Origin of the sequence: Pseudomonas sp. SbOxS1, from assembly GCF_013416725.1 — a bacterium.
Taxonomy (GTDB): Bacteria; Pseudomonadota; Gammaproteobacteria; order Pseudomonadales; family Pseudomonadaceae; genus Aquipseudomonas.
Window position 1 is genome coordinate 144,679 of sequence record NZ_JAAVXC010000026.1, and the last position, 19,728, is coordinate 164,406.

Consider the following 19,728-nt stretch of genomic DNA (forward strand, 5'->3'; position numbering starts at 1 on the left):
CGGTCGATCCGCTCCCGTTTTCTATCTCAAGCCAGTTGGCTGCGCAGTTGTCGTGCCGCGGCAACCATGTTCACCAGGGCGGCCTCGGTTTCCGGCCACGCCCGGGTCTTCAAACCGCAATCGGGGTTGACCCACAACCGCTCGGCCGGGATCCGCTTCACGGCCTTGCTGATCAACTTGACCATCTCGGCGGTGTCCGGCACCCGTGGCGAATGGATGTCGTAGACGCCTGGACCTAAGTCGTTCGGGTAATCGAAGGCTTCGAAGGCTTGCAGCAACTCCATGTCCGAGCGTGAGGTTTCGATGGTGATCACATCGGCGTCCATCTTTGCGATGGCCTCGATCACATCGTTGAACTCGCTGTAGCACATGTGGGTGTGGATCTGGGTTTCGTCACGCACACCGCTGGCGCTCAAGCGGAACGCCTCTACCGCCCAGTCCAGGTATTCCTGCCATTGCGCCCGACGCAGCGGCAGGCCTTCGCGGAACGCCGCTTCGTCGATCTGCACGATCTTGATGCCGGCGGCTTCCAGGTCCAGCACCTCGTCACGCAGGGCCAGGGCCAGTTGTTGCGCCTGGACTTTGCGCGACACGTCTTCGCGGGGGAAGGACCACATCAGCATGGTCACGGGGCCGGTGAGCATGCCTTTCATGACCTTGTCGGTCTGGCTCTGCGCATAGCTGATCCAGTCCACCGTCATGGCTTTGGGGCGGCTCAGGTCGCCGTAGATGATCGCCGGTTTCACGCAGCGCGAACCGTAGCTCTGCACCCAGCCGAAGCGGGTGAAGGCATACCCATCCAACTGCTCGGCGAAGTACTCGACCATGTCGTTGCGCTCGGCTTCGCCGTGCACCAGCACGTCCAGCCCCAGGCGCTCCTGAATCTGCACGGCGTGGCGGATTTCGTGGTGCATGGCATCGGTGTAATCGTTGGCCGACAGCTTGCCTTGCTTGAAGGCCTGGCGCGCCAGGCGAATCGAACCGGTCTGCGGAAACGAGCCGATGGTGGTGGTCGGGAACGCGGGCAGCTTCAAGCGCGCTCGCTGCTGCTCGATGCGTTTGGCGAACGGCGAATGACGTTGGCTGTCGGCTGTGCCAATGGCATCGATGCGCGCTTGCACCTCGGTTTTATGGATACGTGGCGATTCGGCGCGACTGGCGGCAATCGCGCGACTTTCCGCCAGCGCGGCTTGCACCTTGGGCGCTTGCGGGTCGTTCAGGGCATCGCGCAGTACGGCGATTTCGCCACACTTTTGCACCGCAAACGCCAGCCAGCTTTTCAGTTCCGGATCGAGCTTGTCTTCGCGTTCCAGGTCCACCGGGCTGTGCAGCAGCGAACAGGAGCTGCTGACCCACAGGTTGTCGCCAAAACGCTCCTGGGCAAATTGCAGCTGCGCCAACACCGGTTCCAGCTCACAGCGCCAGACGTTGCGGCCGTTGACCAGTCCCACCGAAAGGATCTTGTAGGTTGGCAGGCGATCGAGCACGTGCAGCAGTTGATCCGGCGCACGCACCGCATCGATGTGCAAGCCTTGCACCGGCAGGCCGACGGCCAGGCCGAGGTTGTCCTGCAGGCCGCTGAAGTAGGTGGCCAAGAGCTTTTTCAGCGGCGAGTACTGCAGGATGTGGTAGGCGCGCTCAAAGGCGTTTTTCCATTCCTGCGGCAAGTCGAGGGTCAGGATCGGTTCATCGATCTGTACCCATTCCACCCCTTGATCAGCGAGGCGCACGAGGATTTCGTTATAGACCGGCAGCAGGCGTTCCAACAGGTCGAGTTTGTCGAAGTCTGCGCCTTTGACTTTGCCCAGCCACAGGTAGGTCAGCGGGCCGATGATCACCGGCTTGACGGTGTGCCCCAGGGCCTGGGCTTCGTCGACTTCATCGAACAGCTGTTCCCAGCTCAGCTTGAACTGTTGATCAGCCGTGAATTCCGGGACCAGGTAGTGGTAATTGGTGTCGAACCACTTGGTCAGCTCCTGGGCGTATTGCGCCTGGCCATGCTCAACACCGCAGCAGCTAGCCGTGGCGCCACGGGCCATGGCGAACAGCGTGTCGAGGGTCGGCAGGCCACGTTCGTCCCGGGTGCTGGCGAAACGCTCGGGGATCACGCCAAAGGCCAGGGAATGGGTCAGTACCTGGTCGTACCAGGCGAAGTCGCCGACCGGCAGCAGGTCGATGCCGGCGTCTTTCTGTAATTGCCAGTGGGTGGCGCGCAATTGGCGACCGACGCTTTTCAGCGCTTGCTGGTCAAGGTCGCCCTTCCAGTAGGATTCGAGGGCTTTTTTCAGTTCGCGGTCGGCACCGATGCGGGGAAAACCAAGGGTGTGGGCTACGGCCATGTCGAATTGCTCCTGGGTAAAAGATGGCGCTATTGTCGACATCCGACCCATCATGAGACAAACTCAACCTTTTCGTGTTGATCACAAGTTTTCCTCATGGAGCCCCCGGTGCTTGAAATCCGTCACCTGAAGACCCTGCACGCCTTGCGCGAGGCCGATAGCCTGGTGGATGCGGCCGACCGCCTGCACCTGACCCAGTCGGCGCTGTCCCATCAGTTCAAGGAGCTTGAGGAACGCATGGGCATGCCGTTGTTCGTACGCAAGACCAAGCCGGTGCGTTTCACCAGCGCCGGCTTGCGCCTGCTGCAACTGGCCGATGCCACCCTGCCGCTGCTGCGCGCCGCCGAACGCGACATCGCGCGGCTGGCCGGCGGCACCGCCGGGCGCCTGCACATGGCCATCGAGTGCCACAGTTGCTTCCAGTGGCTGATGCCGACCATCGACCAGTTCCGCGACGCCTGGCCGGAAGTCGAGCTGGACCTGGCTTCGGGCTTCTCCTTCGCCCCGTTGCCTGCCCTGGCCCGTGGCGACCTGGACCTGGTGGTGACGTCCGACCCGGTGGACCTCGTAGGGATCACCTACGTGCCGCTGTTTACCTATGAAGCGATGCTCGCGGTGGCGAACCAGCACCGCCTGGCCAGCAAGGCCTACATCGTCCCGCAGGACTTGCTCACCGAGACCCTGATCACCTACCCGGTGGAACGTGACCGTCTGGATATCTTCACGCGCTTCCTGGAACCGGCCGACGTCGAACCGGCCCAGGTCCGCACCTCGGAACTGACGGTGATGATGATGCAGCTGGTGGCCAGCGGACGCGGCGTGTGCGGCATGCCCCATTGGGCGCTGCATGAGTACAGCTCACGGGGCTACGTGAAGGCCAAGCGCCTGGGCGAGAAAGGCTTGTTCGCGACGCTGTACGCGGCCATTCGCGCCGACATGCTCGATGCGCCGTACATGCGCGACTTTTTGCTGACGGCCAAGGACACGTCGTTTTCGACGCTCGATGGAGTCAGCGCCGTTCGATAGAGCGACGAATACCTTGTAGGAGCGAGGCTTGCCCGCGAAGAACGATAACGCGGTCTGTCTGAATGACCGCGTTATCGTTCTTCGCGGGCAAGCCTCGCTCCTACAGGGGTAGTGGTGGTTTCAGAGTTCGCGCCACATGTGGATTTTGTCGAAGTATTGCTCGCCCACCCGCACCGCCATCGGCTCCAGGCCAAACTGGACGAAGCCGCAGCGCCGATAGAGGTTGAACGCCGCATCGTTGCCGGCGGTGACGGTCAGTTTGACCAGCCGCAGATGCGGGTGGCTCCGCGCCTCGGCCAGCACCGCTTGCACCAATTGATAGCCAAGCCCGCGCTGGCGCACGTCGGCAGACACGTACATGCCGAACAGCGTCGCCTTGTGCCGGGCTTTTTCCCGGGGCTCGAAGGCCAGCCCGGCGATGCCCGCCAACCGGTCCTCGTCGAAAGCCCCGAACACCACATCGAGTTTGCCGGTCAGGCGCGACTCCCACCAGCTCAAGGGCATTGCCGAACGCTCGCGCACGCTGGAGGTGAACGCCTGCGGGTGCCGGTCACAGGCTTCCAGCGTCATCGCCCGGTAGTCCAGCGCATGGCTGGCATCCAGCCGCTGAATCCACATGTTCAGGCCATCCGTTTTTGCTCGAGCATCAAGCGCAGCGCCAGTGCCGACAACACAAAACCCATGAAATAACGCTGCATTGCCAGCCAGGTCGGATTGCTGACAAACCATGACGCAATGCCCGCCGCGAACAGGGCGATCATCAGGTTCACGCAGAAACTGACGCTAATCTGCGTCAGGCCCAGCACGATACTTTGCGTGAACACCGAACCGTGCTCGGGGGTGATGAATTGCGGAAACACCGACAGGTAGAACACCGCAATCTTCGGGTTCAGGGCGCTGGTGAGAAACCCCATCGTGATCAGCTTGCGCGACGAGTCCGGTGGCAACTGTTGGGCTTCGAACGGCGAACGCGCACCCGGCTTGACCGCCTGCCAGGCCAGCCACAACAGGTACAGCGCGCCGGCCCACTTCAACACTTCATAGGCCATCGGCACCGCCAGGAACACCGCGGTCAAACCGGCCGCGGCGGCGAACAGATGCACAAAGAACCCCGCGACCACGCCGAGCAACGAAGTCACCCCGGCCTTGCGCCCCTGGCAGATCGAACGGGAGATCAGGTAGATCATGTTCGGCCCCGGCGTCAGCACCATCAACAACGCGGCGGCGGCGAAAATCAACAGGTCTGGAAGCGGGATCATGGGCGAAGTCCTTTGCGTGAATGATCAGGCGGTCGCGGTCAGCGAAGCTCGATAAAACGGCAGGATCAGGTCCCGTGTCAATGGCGCCAGAACGACACCACCGTCGGTGAGCGGATCGATCCACAGCACCTCTTCGATCTCGGCCGCGGGGGTGACGTCTGAATCAATGCCCAGCAAAAAAATCTCGGCTTTCACCACATAACCCGGCTCATTGGCGGCCGGCGCCGAAAACTGGCCGAGGAAGGTGGCATGCGCCGGGTCGATGACCAGCCCCAACTCTTCTTCCAGCTCCCGGGCCAAAGCGTGGACCGGTTGTTCATGGGCCTCGATCTTGCCCCCCGGTTGCATGAACGCCTGGGTGCCGCGCTTGCGCACCAGCAGGGTACGGCCATCGGGGCCGATCAACAGGGCAGCGGCGATGTGGATAAGTCCGATGGGTTGGGCTGTAAGCGTCGACATGAACAAAGGCCTTTGACTCAAAAGCGGCAAGGATCACATGTCCGCCACCGATTGTGTAGGAGCCGGGTTTGATCGTTCCCACGCAGAGCATGGGAACGATCAGTCAGCGCGCAGGAATCATCAGCTCCCGCAATCCACAAGCATGTTCGACCAATTCCCCCGGCAACTTCAGCCGCTGGTCCTCCAGGTATCGATAATCCTGACGCGCCGCCGTTAACCGCTTCAGGTCCAGTTCCACCACATACTGCCCCTCGTCACGCCCGGCCTCGAACAACAGCGTGCCCAAGGGATCGACCAGCGCGCTGCCACCGGCGAACAACAACCCGCCATCACCCTCTTGCACCCGGTTTACCATCAGCGCAAACGCCTGGTTTTCCTGGGCACGGGCCATGATCGCGGTGCGGTGGGTGGGACCGTAGGGGTCCATGTTGCCGTTGGTCACCAGCAGCAACTCGGCACCCAGTTGCGCCAGGGCGCGGGCGGTTTCCGGGAACTCGATGTCGTAGCAGATCAGCAGGCCGACGCGCACCCCGTTCCACAGGCAAGTGGCGTAGCGATCACCGGTTTCATACACACCACGATCCGACGCCCACAGGTGCGTCTTGCGGTATTTGAGCGCGATCCCCTCGGGAGTGATCAACAACGTCGTGTTGTAGAAGCGGCCGTTGTCGTTCTCGCTGGTGCCGATGAGCACGGCGATGTTGCGTTCACGGGCGGCGGCGACAATCGCGCTGACGGTCGGCCCCTCCAGCGGTTCGGCGACCTCGGCCACAGATTCGGCAGAGGGGAAGCCCATCAGGTGGCTTTCCGGGAACATGATCAGTTGCGTATCGGCAGCGCAGGCGTTGATCGCTGCCAAGGCGCGTTCGAGGTTGTAGGCCGTGTCGTTGTCACGGCCCGCCAATTGGGCGAGTTCGACTTTCATGGGGAGTCCTTGTTCGGCGCACCGGAAAGATTGCCCGGTGGTTGTGTGTGCGCCAGTATGCGCAGCAAGCACGCGGCCTGAAATCACGCCGCAGGGGTAACACGATAGGGGTAGTGGCATGACACTCTCGCTGGACGACATCGCCTGGCACCGTTCGGTCGGGCAATTGATCGATGCCCTGGACAAGCCCAATTTCTGGACCCAGCTGGTGCGCCTGCTGGATCAATACGTGCCCTGCGACAGCTGGGTGGCCTTGCTGTTCAGCGCCGATCAGCACCCACAAGTGTTCGCCGAATGCCCTGGCATTGACGGCGGCCCCGACCCGCTGTTCCAGGATTACCTGCGCGGCCTGTACCTGCTCGACCCGTTCTACATCGCTTGCCGCGAGCAGTCGCACAGCGGTTTGTATCGCCTGTCGGAAGTGGCGCCGGAGCATTTCGAACTCACCGAGTACTATCAACGATACTTTCGTGTAAATGTCGTGGCCGACGAAATACAGTTTAATTGCCAACTGGAGGGCGACCGCACGTTGTGCCTGTCACTGGGCAGCCAGCAACGCTTCAGCGCCCAGCAGATTGCCCTGCTGTCGCTGATCCAGCCGTGGGTGCTCGGACTGTTGCGCCAGCGTCTACCCTACGAAATCAACCAAGGGGTGGCCCTTGCCCCAGTGCCGGTACAAGGTGACTGGCGAGTGCAACTGGAAGCCTCGGTGCAGCAACTCATGGGCGCGCAATTGACCGCGCGGGAGCTGGATGTCGGGCGCTTGATGCTCAGCGGTTGCTCCAGCAAGGAAATCGCCCGCAAACTGGAAATCTCCATCGAGACCGTGAAAGTCCATAAGAAACACATGTACAGCAAGCTGGGGATCAAGTCCCAGTCCGAGCTGTTTTCGATTTTTCTCCAGGCACAAAACGCCTGACGTAACACCGAAATGCCTTTCTGTGGGAATAGATTCCCTGTGGCGAGGGGATTTATCCCCGATCGGCTGCGAAGCAGTCGCAAAACCAATGCATGCGGTATTTCAGTTAAACCGCGGTGAATGGTTTTGGGGCGGCTTCGCCGCCCATCGGGGATAAATCCCCTCACCACAAAAGCCCTTGCCACAGGTTTGCAAACCATTGAGTCCGAACCCAAGGAAACCGTATGAGCCTGTCACTCCTGAGCCGCTACGCCTTCTTTGCCGCGTGCGTGATCTTCACCCTCGCCAGCCTGCCCTTCCTCGAGCACGACTGGCTGTGGCCAATCACCGTCGTTACCGGCATCCTCAGCCTGATCGGCATTGGCGACTTGCTGCAAAGCCCCCACGCGGTGCGGCGCAATTATCCTGTGCTGGGCAACATCCGCTACCTGGTCGAAGCCATCCGCCCGGAAATCCGCCAATACTTGCTCGAATCCGACAGCGACGCCCTGCCCTTCTCCCGCGCACAGCGCTCGCTGGTCTATTCCCGGGCCAAGAATGAGAGCGCCGACAAACCCTTCGGTACCTTGATTGACGTGTACCAGTCCGGTTTTGAATTCATCGGCCACTCGATGCGCCCTGCGCCCTTGAGCGACCCGAGCGCTTTTCGCGTCACCGTCGGCGGCCCGCAGTGCACCCAGCCGTATTCGGCGTCGGTGTTCAACATCTCGGCCATGAGCTTCGGCTCGCTCAGCGCCAACGCCATCCGCGCGTTGAACCAGGGCGCCAAGCTTGGCAACTTCGCCCATGACACCGGCGAAGGCAGCATCAGCCCCTATCACCGCGAACACGGCGGCGACCTGACCTGGGAACTGGGCAGCGGCTACTTCGGTTGTCGCACCGCCGACGGACGCTTCGACCCGCAACGCTTCGCCGCGCAAGCACAGACACCGCAAGTGCGCATGATCGAAATCAAGATGAGCCAGGGCGCCAAGCCGGGCCACGGCGGGATCCTGCCCAAGCACAAGGTCACCCAGGAAATCGCCGACACCCGCGGCATCAGCATGGGCGAAGACTGCATCTCGCCGTCACGCCACAGCGCCTTCTCCACGCCGATCGAAATGATGCATTTCATCCAGCAATTGCGCGAACTGTCCGGCGGCAAACCGGTGGGTTTCAAGTTCTGCCTGGGTCACCCATGGGAGTTCATGGGCATCGCCAAGGCCATGCTGGAAACCGGCATTCTCCCGGACTTCATCGTGGTCGATGGCAAGGAAGGCGGCACCGGTGCCGCACCGGTGGAGTTCACCGACCACATCGGCGTGCCGATGCGCGAAGGCCTGTTGTTCGTGCACAACACCCTGGTGGGCTTGAACCTGCGGGACAAAATCAAGCTCGGCGCCAGCGGCAAGATCGTCAGTGCATTTGATATCGCCAGCGTGCTGGCCATCGGCGCCGACTGGGCCAACTCGGCGCGCGGTTTCATGTTCGCCATCGGTTGCATCCAGTCGCAAAGCTGCCACACCAACAAATGCCCGACCGGCGTCGCCACCCAGGACACCCTGCGCCAACGTGCGCTAGTGGTGCCGGACAAGGCCCAACGCGTCTACAACTTCCACCGCAACACCCTCAAGGGCCTGGCCGAGATGCTCGCCGCCGCGGGCCTTGAACACCCATCGCAACTGTCGGCCAAGCACCTGGTGCGGCGCATGTCGGCGACCGAGATCAAACTGTTCTCACAGCTGCATGTGTTCCTCAAACCGGGGGAATTGCTGACCGGTGAAATCAATGGCGAGTTCTACTCGCGGATGTGGCAGATGGCGCGGGCGGACAGTTTCGAGCCCAATGAAGTGGCGGCAGCCTGACCTTCACGGCCCCGACATTGCGCGTCACCAACGCAGCGATTTGATCGGGGCCGGTTCTTTCATGACGATGAATCCGTAATCGCCAATCAGGTAAATCCGGTAGAACTGAGTCTCCACCAGCGGCGTGTAGTCTTGATAACCCACCCGTGTCGCGTTGCGTCGCTCCTTCTCCGCGACCACGTTGGTGATGCCGACTTTCGGCAGGTTTTCAGCCAGTATGTAGAAGTCGACGTTCAGCAGATAATGCAACACGGGCAGTTGCTTGAACGAACCCGCCGCCGCCATTAACCAGTGATCGGAATAGGTTACCGACATGTAGATACGCTTGGCGTCACGCAAGGGTTGATGGCTGGCGATGTCGCGCTCAAGGCTGTTCAGCGCACTGCTGGCGAAGGCTTTCTGCACCGTCAGGACCCGGCCATAGGCAAAACACAACGACAACATCGCCAGCAGCGGCACCAGCAACAGCAATGGCAAACGCTCGTGAAGCGTTGCCAGCGCCAGATGACTCAAATAGAACAGCAGCACCAGCAACACCGCGAACCCCATCAAGGTCCTGGCGCCTTCATTGAAGTCGCGGAAAAACAGCGCGACACCGGACACCAACACCACCACGACCGGCACGGTCAGCAGACACAGCAGGCCGATCAGGAGCTTCTTTGGCCCGCTGTCCTTGCGCTCGATAATCTTCAATCCCAGGCAAACAGCACCGGCAATGGCGCAGAGCAACAACCCGGCGCACACCCAGGCAAATCCGCCATGGAACAGCAGCACGACTTTCTCCAGGACTCGCGCGATGTTGATGTGGATTTGCAGCAAAGGCTGCGCCCCCCAGTCAAGCAACACCGTGCGACCTTGTCCCATAAAAGGGAATGCACTGACCCAGTAGATTAGCCACCCGAGAAACATCTGGGCGATTCGCCAGCCGATCAAAGCGCCCCAGCGCGACCAGGCCACTTGGTCACTGACCGCCCTGAATACTTCAAGGCAGCACAGGCCGAGAAATACATTGATGCTGATTTGGTAAAGGCCCAGCGCCAGCGCAATCAGGAAGGAAGGCACCAGCCATTGCAGAATGCGTGAAGGGTGATGAAAGGTGATGGCGAAGATCACCGCCACCACACTCAGGGTCATGACCGGGCCGTCGTATTGATAGGTCAGGTTTTGCAGGAAGAACGGGCTGTACCACAGCGGCAACAGCACCAGGCAACAGCTGATGGTCGGCGCGCGGAAGTGATGAAAGGTCAGGCTGGTCAGTGCCCAGGACATGGCCAGGGTGGCGATCAACAGCGGCAGTGGAAAGATGTTCGGCGCACCAGTGCTGAAGGTCAGCGCGTTGTAGAACAACTCGGCGAACAACCGGCCTTCCTGTGCCCAGGCCATGCCGGCCGACAGCGAGCGCCAGTTGTCATCGATGTAGGGAAAATCCGTGAGGATGATCGGCAGGACGTACATGAAAGTCGCAGGCAGAAAAAACAGCCAGGCCTGGCGTCGGGTGAGTTCCTTGATGAAGAAATCGCTGAACCTGCCCATGCTAGGGTTCGCGCCTGTGTTTGCCGCCGACGATGTCCTTGACCACATAGCGTGGCCGGTGCTTGGCTTCGATGTAGATGCGCCCGACGTATTCGCCAAGGATGCCGATGCCGATCAATTGCACGCCGCCGAGAAACAGAATGGCGGTCATCAATGAAGGATAACCAGGCACGCTGTTACCGAAGAAAATCTTGTCCAGCACCATGTACACCGCGTACAGCACTGCAAAAATCGAAATGCCGCCGCCAACGTAGGTCCACAGGCGCAACGGCACGGTGCTGAACGACGTCACGCCCTCCAGTGCCAGGTTCCACAGTTTCCACACATTGAACTTGCTGCTGCCGGCCACGCGCTCGGCCCGCTCGTATTCCACCACCACGGTGTTGAACCCGGCCCAGGACAGCACGCCTTTCATGAACAACTGATGCTCGGGCAAGGTGCGGATCACGTCCACCACCTTGCGGTCCATGAGCCGGAAGTCACCGACGTTCTCTTCGATGCGGGTGTAGGAAATCCGATTCAACAGGTGATAGAACAGCGCTGCGCTGTGGCGCTTCAAGTAACTATCGGCGGTGCGGTCGCGGCGCTTGGCCAGAACCACGTCCGCGCCTTTTTGCCATTGTTCGATCAACCGCGGGATGACGCTGATCGGGTCCTGCAGGTCGACGTCCATCGGGATGACTGCATCGCCGCTGGCATATTCCAGCCCGGCGAACAGCGCCGGTTCCTTGCCGAAATTGCGCGAGAAATTGATCAGCATCACCTGTTCGTCCGCCTGCGCCAGGGCCGATGCCTGTGCGGCGGTGCCATCGGAGCTGCCGTCATTGATGAACACGATCTCGACCTCAGTCCCGTCGAGTTTCAACTCACGTCGTACCGCCTGATAAAACAGATTGATCGCCTGTTCTTCGTTGAACACCGGGACGATAAGCGAAACCTTCATGAATCACGCTCACGAAACACCACGTACTTGGAAAACAGGAAGCCGAACACCAGGCTCAGCGCAGAAAACAGTGCTACGGTCAGCAAGCCATGCAAGCGCCAGACATCGCCGGCATGGCCAACGCCGAGGCTCAGCGCGCCCATCGCCAGCATGAACGACAGGTAGCCGCCGACTGACGCCTTGGCATCAAAGGTATAGAGCGCGTTCATGTAGAAGGAAAACGAGGCGGCCACGCAAAAGGCGGCCAGGTTGCTGAGCGCCTGGGTGAAGCCGGCGGCCACGCTCAAGAGAAAAAAGATCTGCCAGTGAATCAGCGTGTTCGCGACGCCAATCACTGTGTAGCTGGACAAGCCTTTGCATGAAAGTCTCACGTCAAGCTCCTGCAATAGAACGATCCTTACACAGGTATTTGAGCTTGTCTGCTGTCAGAAATCGCAGGTAAGGCGACCTTTCAGACCAGCGGTCAGGGACACGCCACGAGACATTCCGAAATACCCCGCCTTTGCAATTGCCGGCGAATCAGTCCACCCTGCGCGCCGCCGATATGCGGCGCGCAACTTTTTGCGCCTTCGTCCAATCCTTTGTTCAATACCTGTCTACGAGCCTGCCGTCATGACGCTAGCGCGCGATCACCGGATCGATTTTTTTCGCGGCCTGGCACTGATCTTCATTTTCTGGGATCACGTGCCCCACAACCCTCTGGGTCAAATCACCCTGCGCAACTTCGGCTTCAGCGATGCCGCCGAAGTCTTCGTGTTCCTGGCCGGTTACGCGGCCGTCCTGGCCTATGGCAAAGTCCTTGCGCGCGAGGGCTTTTTGATCGCCTGCGTGAAAATCCTGCGCCGCGCCTGGGTGCTCTATGTGGTGCACATCTTCCTGCTGGCGATGCTGATGGGCATTGTGTTCTTCGCCAACAGCCACGTGGAAACCCGCGACCTGGTGGAAGAAATGGGCATGCACCATTTCATCAGCGACCCTCAGCAGGCCTTGATCGATGAGCTGTTGTTGCGTTTCAAACCGAACCTGATGGACCCGCTGCCGCTGTACATCGTGCTGCTGGCAGGCTTGCCGCTGGTGCTGCCGATACTGGTGCGCAAGGTCTGGCCGGTGGTGGCGGTGTCCTTTGCGCTGTACCTGACCGTGCCGTTGTTTGGCTGGAACCTGGCCGCGATCAAGGATGGCGTCTGGTACTTCAACCCCGTGGCCTGGCAACTGCTGTTTGTGCTCGGTGGCGCGGCGGCGATACAGGCTCAACGCCCACGCTTGCCCGACACCCGGCCGCTGCTGCACCAGCCGTTGTTCATGACGGCGGCGGTGTATGCGGTACTCGCCGGGGTGCTGACGATCGCCTGGCGCTGGCCACAGATCCACGACGCCCTGATGCCCGCCAGCCTGAGCAACCTGCTGTATCCGATCAGCAAGACCAACCTGTCGCCTGTGCGCCTGCTGCACTTCCTGGCGCTGGCCTACGTCACGGCGAAACTGCTGCCCGATACCGGTTGGACACAAAACTGGCTGGCACAGCAATGCTGTCGCATGGGGCGTTTTTCACTGGAGATTTTCTGCCTGGGCGTGCTGCTGGCGCCCTTGGCGGACATGCTCAATGCGCTGACCGACGATGCGTTCGCCATGCAGATATTCACGGCGCTGGTGGGGGCTGGGTTGATGGCGTTGCTGGGGGCGTGGCTTGAGTTCAACAAGCGCTTGAATCGACCGGCTCCAGCGGTCACCGCCTTGTAATAAAAGCCGTATTTAAGAACTGGATTGGGGGGGATATCCATTGCTGCGGTAACGGCCACCTATGGTTTCGCCCTTACGGCGACTCACTTTTTCAAACGCCGGAGTGCCGGCCCAGCAAAAAGTAAGCAAAAGGCTTTGCCCCACCACTCGGTGCCTCGCCTAGGCTCGGCATGCCCTCACTCCGGCATTGCTCCGTGGGTCGCCCCAGATCAAAAACAAAAGCGAGGCGGCCTTAAAGCCGACCTGACTTTTGCACATACCCCCAATTCCCTGTGGGAGCCAGCCTGCTGGCGATGGTCGTCAACGATAACGCGCCCTGTCTGGATGAACGCGTTGCCTGGAAGTCCATCGCCAGCAGGCTGGCTCCCACAATGGGATCGCGGACAGGTCGGCTGTCAGGCCGCCTCGCTTTTGCGTTTGATCTTGATCTGGCTTTTGATTTTCTTGCCCCATCGAGAGGCCGAGTGGAGGTTCTGCGCAGTGGGTAAACCGGCATGGATGCCGGTTTAGCCGCGCTGGGCCAAGGATGGCCCATCGCGGCGGGCCCTGTAGGAGCGAGTATGCTCCGGGCGGCGTTCCGACGAAAAACCTGAGAGCACCACGGGGTGTCAGGCTCCCCGTGTCATCGTTGACGACCATCGCGAGCAGGCTCGCTCCTACAGGGCTCTTCCAAGTAACTCGCCGTAAGGGCGAAACCATAGGTCGCCGTTACCGCAGCAACGGATATACCCCCAATCCAAACGTTACGACTTACGAAGCCGAACGCACCACACCTTGGGTCGTATTAGTCGGTTGCAACTTGAACACATAGAACAACACCGTCAGCAGCACCAGGAACGCAGGCCCCACATACAGCGCCACACGCGTGTCCGGGAAATACGCCATCAGGCCCACCACCAGCACCAGGAACGCCAGCGCCAGATACGAGCTGATCGGGTACCACCACATGCGGTACTTGAGGCCGGCACGCTCGCTGGCGCTCAGGCCTTTGCGGAACTTGAGCTGGGCCAGCAGGATCATCACCCAGGTCCAGATCGCGCCGAAGGTGGCAATCGCCGTCACCCAGACAAACACCTTCTCAGGCACCAGGTAGTTGAGCAGTACACCCAGCAGCAAGGCGCCAATCGACAGCAGCAAGGCTCGACGCGGCACGCCATTGCTGGAGGTCTTGGCAAAACCGGCCGGGGCCTGGCCGTTCTGCGCCAGGCTGTAGAGCATGCGCCCGGTGCTGAAGATGCCACCGTTGCAGGACGACAACGCGGCCGTAATCACCACGAAGTTGATAATGCCGGCGGCGGTCTTGATGCCCAGGCGCTCGAAAGTCATTACGAACGGGCTGCCCTGGGTGCCGATTTCGTTCCACGGGTAGATCGACAGGATCACGAACAGCGCGCCGACGTAGAACAGCAGGATCCGCCAGAACACCGAGCCGATGGCGCTGGGAATGGTCTTCTGCGGGTTCTTCGCTTCACCGGCGGTCAGGCCGATCATTTCCACGCCGAGGTAGGCGAACATGACCATTTGCAGGGACATCAACACGCCCTGCACGCCGTTTGGCATGAAGCCGCCGTGGGTCCAGAGATTGGAGATCCCCAGGGCCACACCGTCGTTGCCGAAACCGAATGCGATGATGCCGATACCACCGAACACCATCGCAATGATGGTGACGATCTTGATCAGGGCAAACCAGAATTCGAATTCACCGAAGGCTTTCACCGCGATCAGGTTAATCGAACCCATGCTGATTAATGCCGCCAGCGCCCAGATCCAGCGCGGCACATCGGGGAACCACACGCCCATGTACACCGCCACGGCAGTGATTTCCGCGACACAGGTCACCAGCCACAGGAACCAGTAGTTCCAGCCGGTCAGGAAGCCCGCCAGCGGGCCGAGGTAGTCTTGGGCGTAACGGCTGAACGAGCCGGCGACCGGGTTGTGCACGGCCATCTCGCCGAGCGCGCGCATGATCACCAGGATTGCCAGGCCGCCAATGATGTAGGACAGCATGATGGCCGGGCCAGCCATTTCAATGGCCTTGGCCGAACCGAGAAACAGACCGACGCCAATACAGGCACCGAGTGCCATCAAGCGAATATGCCGTTCGCCGAGTTCACGTTTGAGCGGGCCGCCCTGGGCGGTCTCGCCGTGGGGCAGGTGATTGCCTACGGGCATGGGTACAACCTCGTATTGTTATTGGATATATCCACCGAGTGGCGAAGCGTTGACCGATAAGCCATCGCCTCCCTTGACCGACCCTGCTTCGTGGGCAGAACCGTCTTGCAGGCCAAAACCTGCGAGATCAGCGGGGGCAGTAGTATAAAAAGCCGATGATAGAGATTTTCACTCTATAAACCACAAAAATCAGGCATAAATCTCGTCAAAAACCCTATCCACGGAGATGAATTATCTTAGTCTTGTAGGATTTTTCGCTTTTGAAACGATGCCGAGTAGTGCGCGGTATTTGGAACAGCACTGTTTGTGGTGAGGGGATTTATCCCCGTTCGGCTGCGCAGCAGTCGCCTCAACCTTCAAATTCGATTTGGTTTTTGGGGCGGCTGCGCCGCCCGACGGGGATAAATCCCCTCGCCACAGATAAATCCCCCCGCCACAGATAAATCCCCTCGCTACAGATATATCCCCTCGCCACAAAGGCACACTCACCATTCCTTCATCACAATCAGAATATTCACTCAACAATTGAGGACCCGAAATGGCTCTCGGCACCTAGCCTTACAGCGTCACCCGACAATCACGCGAAGGAGGCAATGGATTGCCTACTCATCCGAATTCACATCGCCTACGCTACGGCCGGCATTCCGAAAACGGTCGCGCCTATCTCATCACTACCGTCATCCACGCGCGCCAGCCCATCTTTTCTGACTGGCGTTTAGGGCGCCTGGTTGTTGCGGAACTTCGTCGAGCTCATGAGTCGGGGCTAGTGAACTCCATTGCCTGGGTTGTCATGCCCGATCACTTTCATTGGCTGATGCAGTTGCATGACAGCAATCTAGGGAGTGTCATCGGCGCGACCAAAGCACGCAGCACCCAATCAGTGAACAAAATGATTGGTCGGCATGGCCCACTCTGGCAAACCAGCTATCACGACCGGGCGATTCGCGATGGTGAAGATCTCTTGCCATTCGCACGCTACATCGTCACCAATCCATTGCGCGCAGGACTTGTAGAGAAAATCGGCGACTACCCGCTTTGGGATGCAAGTTGGCTCTGATGTATCACTTATGTGACAAACGGACTTTCTGTAGTGGAGGATTTGCTGTGGCGAGGGGATTTATCCCCGTCCGGCTGCGCAGCAGTCGTAAATCCTGGCAGCTCAGTCAGTCTGAATGGACGCAGGAGGCGGCTGCGCCACCCAACGGGGATAAATCCCCTCACCACAGATAAATCCACTCTGCACAGATAAATCCCCCTGCCACAGATCAAAGTGGATCCATGATGATTGGAGCTTCACAATTTTTTCACCATCGCCAACCACCGACTAAGCTTCAGACAAGTCAGATCAATCTGCGTGAATGGATCAATCGACTATGGGCGCTTTACAGCAATCCGATTCGAGTACAACCGTGGTCCAGACTGAACCTGTGGATGAAGCGCCATCACCTGAAAAAACACCTCGTCGCCGCGTCAAGCACGGCTGGAAAGCGTTCTGGTTGTTGCTGGTAATCATTGCGATTGTCGTGGGCCTGGCGGCGTCCAAGGAGATGCGCACCTCGAGGTTTCAAGCCAGGGAAGTCAGCAAGTTTGCCAAAACCCTGAGCTATGAACTCAAACCCGGTCCCAGCGACGCAATTCATTATCCTGGCGCCGGGCCATTCGACCTGCGCCTGGGTTACAGCTCGCTGGATGAATTCCTGCCGCGCCTGCTCAAGCGTGATTACGTCATTTCCGCCCAGACCCGGTTTTCCCAGGCCTTGATGGACTACACGGACAAGGGCCTGTTCGTGCCTTATGCGGAGAAAATCCAGGCGGGCTTGTCCATCACCGATTGCCGCGCCAACCCCTTGTACCAGTACAAGTATCCGCAACAGCTCTATGCCAGCTTCGAGGCGATCCCGCCGGTGGTGGTCAATAGCCTGCTGTTCATCGAAAACCGCTTTTTGCTCGACCCGCGCCAACCCCTTGCCAACCCTGCTGTGGACTGGCCGCGATTCGGCATGGCGGCGTATACCCAGGTCGCCAAGATGTTGCACCTGCCCGGTCAATCGGCCGGTGGCAGTACCCTGGCAACGCAACTCGAGAAGTATCGGCACTCACCCGATGGCCTGACCGTGTCGGGCGGGGAAAAAATACGCCAGATGATTTCCGCCACCGTGCGCGCCTATCAGGATGGGCCGCAAACACTCAAGGCGCGGCAGAACGTGGTGCGCGACTACCTCAATAGCGTGCCGCTGTCGGCCGTACCAGGTCACGGTGAAGTGCATGGCATGGCGGAGGGTTTGCGCGTGTGGTACGGCGCCGACTTCAACAAGGCCAACGAAACCCTGGCGAGCAACGCCACGGATCCGCAAAGCCTGGCGGAAAAAGGCCTGGCCCTGCGCGAGATGCTGTCGTTGATGATTGCCCAGCGCCGACCTTCCCACTACCTCACCAAGGGCCATGATGAACTGGCCGATCTCACCGACAGCCACATTCGCCTGCTGGCACAAAACGGCGTGATCGATGCGCCCTTTGCCGCCGCAGCATTGGCCAGCAAGGTCACGTACCGCGACTGGGCGACCCAGCCGACCATTCAACCGATCGAAACCAACAAGGGCATCAGCGTGGCTCGCAGCCGCCTGGCCGGACTGCTCAATCGTCCGCTGTACGATCTCGACCGCCTCGATCTCTCGGCCACCAGCACCCTGCAAGGCGAACTGCAAACCCAGGCCACCGCTTACCTCAAACGCCTGGCCGACCCGGCCTATGCCGCCGAAATCGGCCTGATGGGCGAACGCTTGCTGACCCCCACCAGCACCACCCAGGTGCGCTACAGCTTCACGTTGTTCGAGCTGACACCGGATGGCTCACGGGTGCGGGTACAAACCGACAGCACCGATCAACCCTTCGATATCAATGAAGGCAGCAAACTGGAACTGGGCTCCACCGCCAAAATGCGCGTGCTGACCACTTACCTGCAGATCATTGCCGAGTTGCACGACAAATATGGCGAGATGTCCGTCCCGGACCTGAAGAAACTTGAGGTGCCGGAGCAGGATCGCCTGAGCCGCTGGGTGGTCGATTACCTGATCCAGAACAAGGACCACAGCCTGCAACCCATGCTCGGCGCCGCGCTGGATCGCAAGTACTCCGCCAGCCCCGGCGAAGCGTTTTTCACCGGTGGCGGTTTGCATGTGTTCAATAACTTCCGCAAGGAAGACAACGGTCGCAACCCGACCCTGCGCGATGCCCTGCGTGAGTCGATCAACCTGCCGTTCATTCGCCTGATGCGCGACATCGTGCGCTACACCACGTATTCGGGCCCCAACAACAGGGCGGAACTGCTCAAGGACGACCGCGACCCGCGGCGCCAGGAATACCTGGCGTCCTTTGCCGACCGCGAAGGCACGTCGTTCCTGCTCAAGTTCTGGAAAAAATACCGCAACAAGGACACCCAGGCGCGCCTCGAGACTTTCCTCGACAGCATGCGCCCGACCCCGATCCGCCTGGCCGCGGTACACCGCTACCTGTTGCCGCAAGCCAGCCAGCAAAGCTTCAACACCTTCGTGCGTTCGCACCTCACGGGCGAAAAGGCCAGCATCGACAAGGAGAAACTCACCGACGAGCGCCTCGAACGCCTGTACCTCGCCTATGGACCCGGCACCTACGACTTGCCCGACCAGGGTTTCATCGCCAAGGTCCACCCGCTGGACCTGTGGATGATGGGCTACTTGCTGACGCACCCGGACGCCACGTTCAAGGACATCGTCAAAGCCAGCCAGTTCGAGCGCCAGGAAGTCTACAGCTGGCTGTTCAAGAGCCGTCACAAGGGCGCGCGTGACAACCGGATCCGCACCATCCTGGAGATCGAAGCCTTCCTCGACATTCACCAGCGCTGGCAGCAAGTCGGCTACCCGTTTGATCACCTGGTACCGTCGCTGGCCACCGCCATCGGCAGTTCCGGCGACCGTCCGGCCGCCCTGGCCGAGCTGATCGGCACCATCCTCAACGACGGAGTACGCATGCCGACGCTGCGCATCGACAGCCTGCACTTCGCGGCGAACACACCCTATGAAACCAAGCTGATCAATGACCCGGATGTCGGCAAGCGGGTGATGCCGTCCGAGGTTGCCACGGCCATGCGCGAAGCCTTGTCGCAGGTGGTGGACGCCGGTACGGCCAAACGCGTTGCCGGCAGCTTCACCACCCCGGATGGCAAAGCCCTGGCCATGGGCGGCAAGACCGGTACCGGTGACAACCGCATCGAGGCCATCGGTTCAGGCGGTCGCATCCTCAGTTCGAAATCGATCAACCGCACGGCAACCTTCGTGTTCTACATCGGCGACACCCATTTCGGCACCCTGACCGCGTTTGTGCCGGGGCGCACGGCCGAAGCCTTCAAGTTCACCTCAGCCTTGCCGGTGCAAGTGCTCAAGGGCATGGCACCGATTCTCACGCCGTATCTGCAAGCGGGGAGCAACACCCAGTGCCTGCCGGTCGAGGTGGCTCGGCGCTGAAGATGAGTTGAGCAGAAAGCTGACCCGTGCGGCGTTGCAAAAAGACGCCAAGCAGTAACCGGAAAACCCT

At 60.3% G+C, this 19,728-nt stretch carries 15 protein-coding genes; 6 read left to right on the plus strand and 9 right to left on the minus strand.

Annotated elements, in window-relative coordinates; genetic code table 11:
- Positions 1–26 precede the first annotated feature (26 nt).
- Positions 27–2,339 (minus strand): 5-methyltetrahydropteroyltriglutamate--homocysteine S-methyltransferase, encoded by a 2,313-nt coding sequence (gene metE, locus HFK74_RS21615; protein ID WP_180205264.1) that lies wholly within the window; start codon positions 2,337–2,339, stop codon positions 27–29.
- Between the two features lie 108 nt (positions 2,340–2,447).
- Between metE and metR the strand changes: the two genes are divergently transcribed.
- Entirely contained in the window at positions 2,448–3,365 is a 918-nt protein-coding gene (gene metR / locus HFK74_RS21620) for a transcriptional regulator MetR (RefSeq protein WP_180205265.1), read from the plus strand.
- Positions 3,366–3,485: 120 nt separating this feature from the next.
- On the opposite strand, the gene HFK74_RS21625 is transcribed toward metR, so the two are convergent.
- The 4 genes from HFK74_RS21625 to HFK74_RS21640 form a co-directional block, all read right to left on the minus strand.
- Positions 3,486–3,983: a GNAT family N-acetyltransferase gene (locus tag HFK74_RS21625; protein ID WP_180205266.1), complete on the minus strand. Its 498-nt coding sequence runs from the start codon at positions 3,981–3,983 to the stop codon at positions 3,486–3,488.
- Positions 3,984–3,985: 2 nt separating this feature from the next.
- Entirely contained in the window at positions 3,986–4,624 is a 639-nt protein-coding gene (locus HFK74_RS21630; RefSeq protein WP_180205267.1) for a LysE family translocator, read from the minus strand.
- 24 nt (positions 4,625–4,648) lie between these two features.
- On the minus strand, positions 4,649–5,083 hold the full coding sequence (locus HFK74_RS21635; RefSeq protein WP_180205268.1) for an NUDIX domain-containing protein: 435 nt from the start codon (positions 5,081–5,083) through the stop codon (positions 4,649–4,651).
- Positions 5,084–5,186: 103 nt separating this feature from the next.
- The gene (locus tag HFK74_RS21640) at positions 5,187–6,008 is read right to left on the minus strand and encodes a carbon-nitrogen hydrolase family protein (RefSeq protein ID WP_180205269.1); all 822 of its coding nucleotides are present in this window, start codon (positions 6,006–6,008) and stop codon (positions 5,187–5,189) included.
- Between the two features lie 118 nt (positions 6,009–6,126).
- Here HFK74_RS21640 and HFK74_RS21645 point away from each other — a divergent pair, with 118 nt between their 5' ends.
- Both HFK74_RS21645 and HFK74_RS21650 read left to right on the plus strand, forming a co-directional pair.
- Positions 6,127–6,927 (plus strand): helix-turn-helix transcriptional regulator, encoded by an 801-nt coding sequence (locus tag HFK74_RS21645; RefSeq protein ID WP_180205270.1) that lies wholly within the window; start codon positions 6,127–6,129, stop codon positions 6,925–6,927.
- A 224-nt stretch (positions 6,928–7,151) separates the two neighbouring features.
- On the plus strand, positions 7,152–8,771 hold the full coding sequence (locus HFK74_RS21650) for an FMN-binding glutamate synthase family protein (protein WP_180205271.1): 1,620 nt from the start codon (positions 7,152–7,154) through the stop codon (positions 8,769–8,771).
- 24 nt (positions 8,772–8,795) lie between these two features.
- Here the strand turns inward: HFK74_RS21650 and HFK74_RS21655 are convergent, their stop codons facing one another.
- The 3 genes from HFK74_RS21655 to HFK74_RS21665 are packed head-to-tail and all read right to left on the minus strand — an operon-like array spanning position 8,796 to position 11,618.
- Positions 8,796–10,304: a glucosyltransferase domain-containing protein gene (locus HFK74_RS21655; protein ID WP_180205272.1), complete on the minus strand. Its 1,509-nt coding sequence runs from the start codon at positions 10,302–10,304 to the stop codon at positions 8,796–8,798.
- 1 nt (position 10,305) lies between these two features.
- Positions 10,306–11,247, minus strand: coding sequence for a glycosyltransferase family 2 protein (locus HFK74_RS21660; protein WP_180205273.1), 942 nt, complete (start codon positions 11,245–11,247; stop codon positions 10,306–10,308).
- Positions 11,244–11,618 (minus strand): GtrA family protein, encoded by a 375-nt coding sequence (locus HFK74_RS21665; RefSeq protein WP_180205274.1) that lies wholly within the window; start codon positions 11,616–11,618, stop codon positions 11,244–11,246. The genes HFK74_RS21660 and HFK74_RS21665 overlap by 4 nt, the downstream gene beginning before the upstream one ends.
- A 241-nt stretch (positions 11,619–11,859) precedes the next feature.
- On the opposite strand from HFK74_RS21665, the gene HFK74_RS21670 reads away from it, so the two are divergent.
- The gene (locus tag HFK74_RS21670) at positions 11,860–12,987 is read left to right on the plus strand and encodes an OpgC family protein (protein ID WP_180205275.1); all 1,128 of its coding nucleotides are present in this window, start codon (positions 11,860–11,862) and stop codon (positions 12,985–12,987) included.
- Positions 12,988–13,737: 750 nt separating this feature from the next.
- On the opposite strand, the gene HFK74_RS21675 is transcribed toward HFK74_RS21670, so the two are convergent.
- The gene (locus HFK74_RS21675) at positions 13,738–15,159 is read right to left on the minus strand and encodes an amino acid permease (protein WP_180205276.1); all 1,422 of its coding nucleotides are present in this window, start codon (positions 15,157–15,159) and stop codon (positions 13,738–13,740) included.
- A 598-nt stretch (positions 15,160–15,757) separates the two neighbouring features.
- On the opposite strand from HFK74_RS21675, the gene HFK74_RS21680 reads away from it, so the two are divergent.
- Both HFK74_RS21680 and HFK74_RS21685 read left to right on the plus strand, forming a co-directional pair.
- Positions 15,758–16,216: a transposase gene (locus HFK74_RS21680; protein ID WP_180205277.1), complete on the plus strand. Its 459-nt coding sequence runs from the start codon at positions 15,758–15,760 to the stop codon at positions 16,214–16,216.
- Between the two features lie 316 nt (positions 16,217–16,532).
- Positions 16,533–19,658: a transglycosylase domain-containing protein gene (locus HFK74_RS21685; RefSeq protein ID WP_180205278.1), complete on the plus strand. Its 3,126-nt coding sequence runs from the start codon at positions 16,533–16,535 to the stop codon at positions 19,656–19,658.
- Positions 19,659–19,728: the final 70 nt, after the last annotated feature.

Bases quoted from the DNA above. Each gene is read 5' to 3' on its own strand.
- HFK74_RS21685 (WP_180205278.1), top strand. From the start codon at position 16,533: ATGGGCGCTTTACAGCAATCCGATTCGAGTACAACCGTGGTCCAGACT.
- HFK74_RS21670 (WP_180205275.1), top strand. From the start codon at position 11,860: ATGACGCTAGCGCGCGATCACCGGATCGATTTTTTTCGCGGCCTGGCA.
- HFK74_RS21660 (WP_180205273.1), bottom strand. From the start codon at position 11,247: ATGAAGGTTTCGCTTATCGTCCCGGTGTTCAACGAAGAACAGGCGATC.
- HFK74_RS21650 (WP_180205271.1), top strand. From the start codon at position 7,152: ATGAGCCTGTCACTCCTGAGCCGCTACGCCTTCTTTGCCGCGTGCGTG.
- HFK74_RS21645 (WP_180205270.1), top strand. From the start codon at position 6,127: ATGACACTCTCGCTGGACGACATCGCCTGGCACCGTTCGGTCGGGCAA.
- HFK74_RS21655 (WP_180205272.1), bottom strand. From the start codon at position 10,304: ATGGGCAGGTTCAGCGATTTCTTCATCAAGGAACTCACCCGACGCCAG.
- HFK74_RS21625 (WP_180205266.1), bottom strand. From the start codon at position 3,983: ATGTGGATTCAGCGGCTGGATGCCAGCCATGCGCTGGACTACCGGGCG.
- HFK74_RS21630 (WP_180205267.1), bottom strand. From the start codon at position 4,624: ATGATCCCGCTTCCAGACCTGTTGATTTTCGCCGCCGCCGCGTTGTTG.
- metE (WP_180205264.1), bottom strand. From the start codon at position 2,339: ATGGCCGTAGCCCACACCCTTGGTTTTCCCCGCATCGGTGCCGACCGC.
- HFK74_RS21635 (WP_180205268.1), bottom strand. From the start codon at position 5,083: ATGTCGACGCTTACAGCCCAACCCATCGGACTTATCCACATCGCCGCT.
- HFK74_RS21640 (WP_180205269.1), bottom strand. From the start codon at position 6,008: ATGAAAGTCGAACTCGCCCAATTGGCGGGCCGTGACAACGACACGGCC.
- HFK74_RS21675 (WP_180205276.1), bottom strand. From the start codon at position 15,159: ATGCCCGTAGGCAATCACCTGCCCCACGGCGAGACCGCCCAGGGCGGC.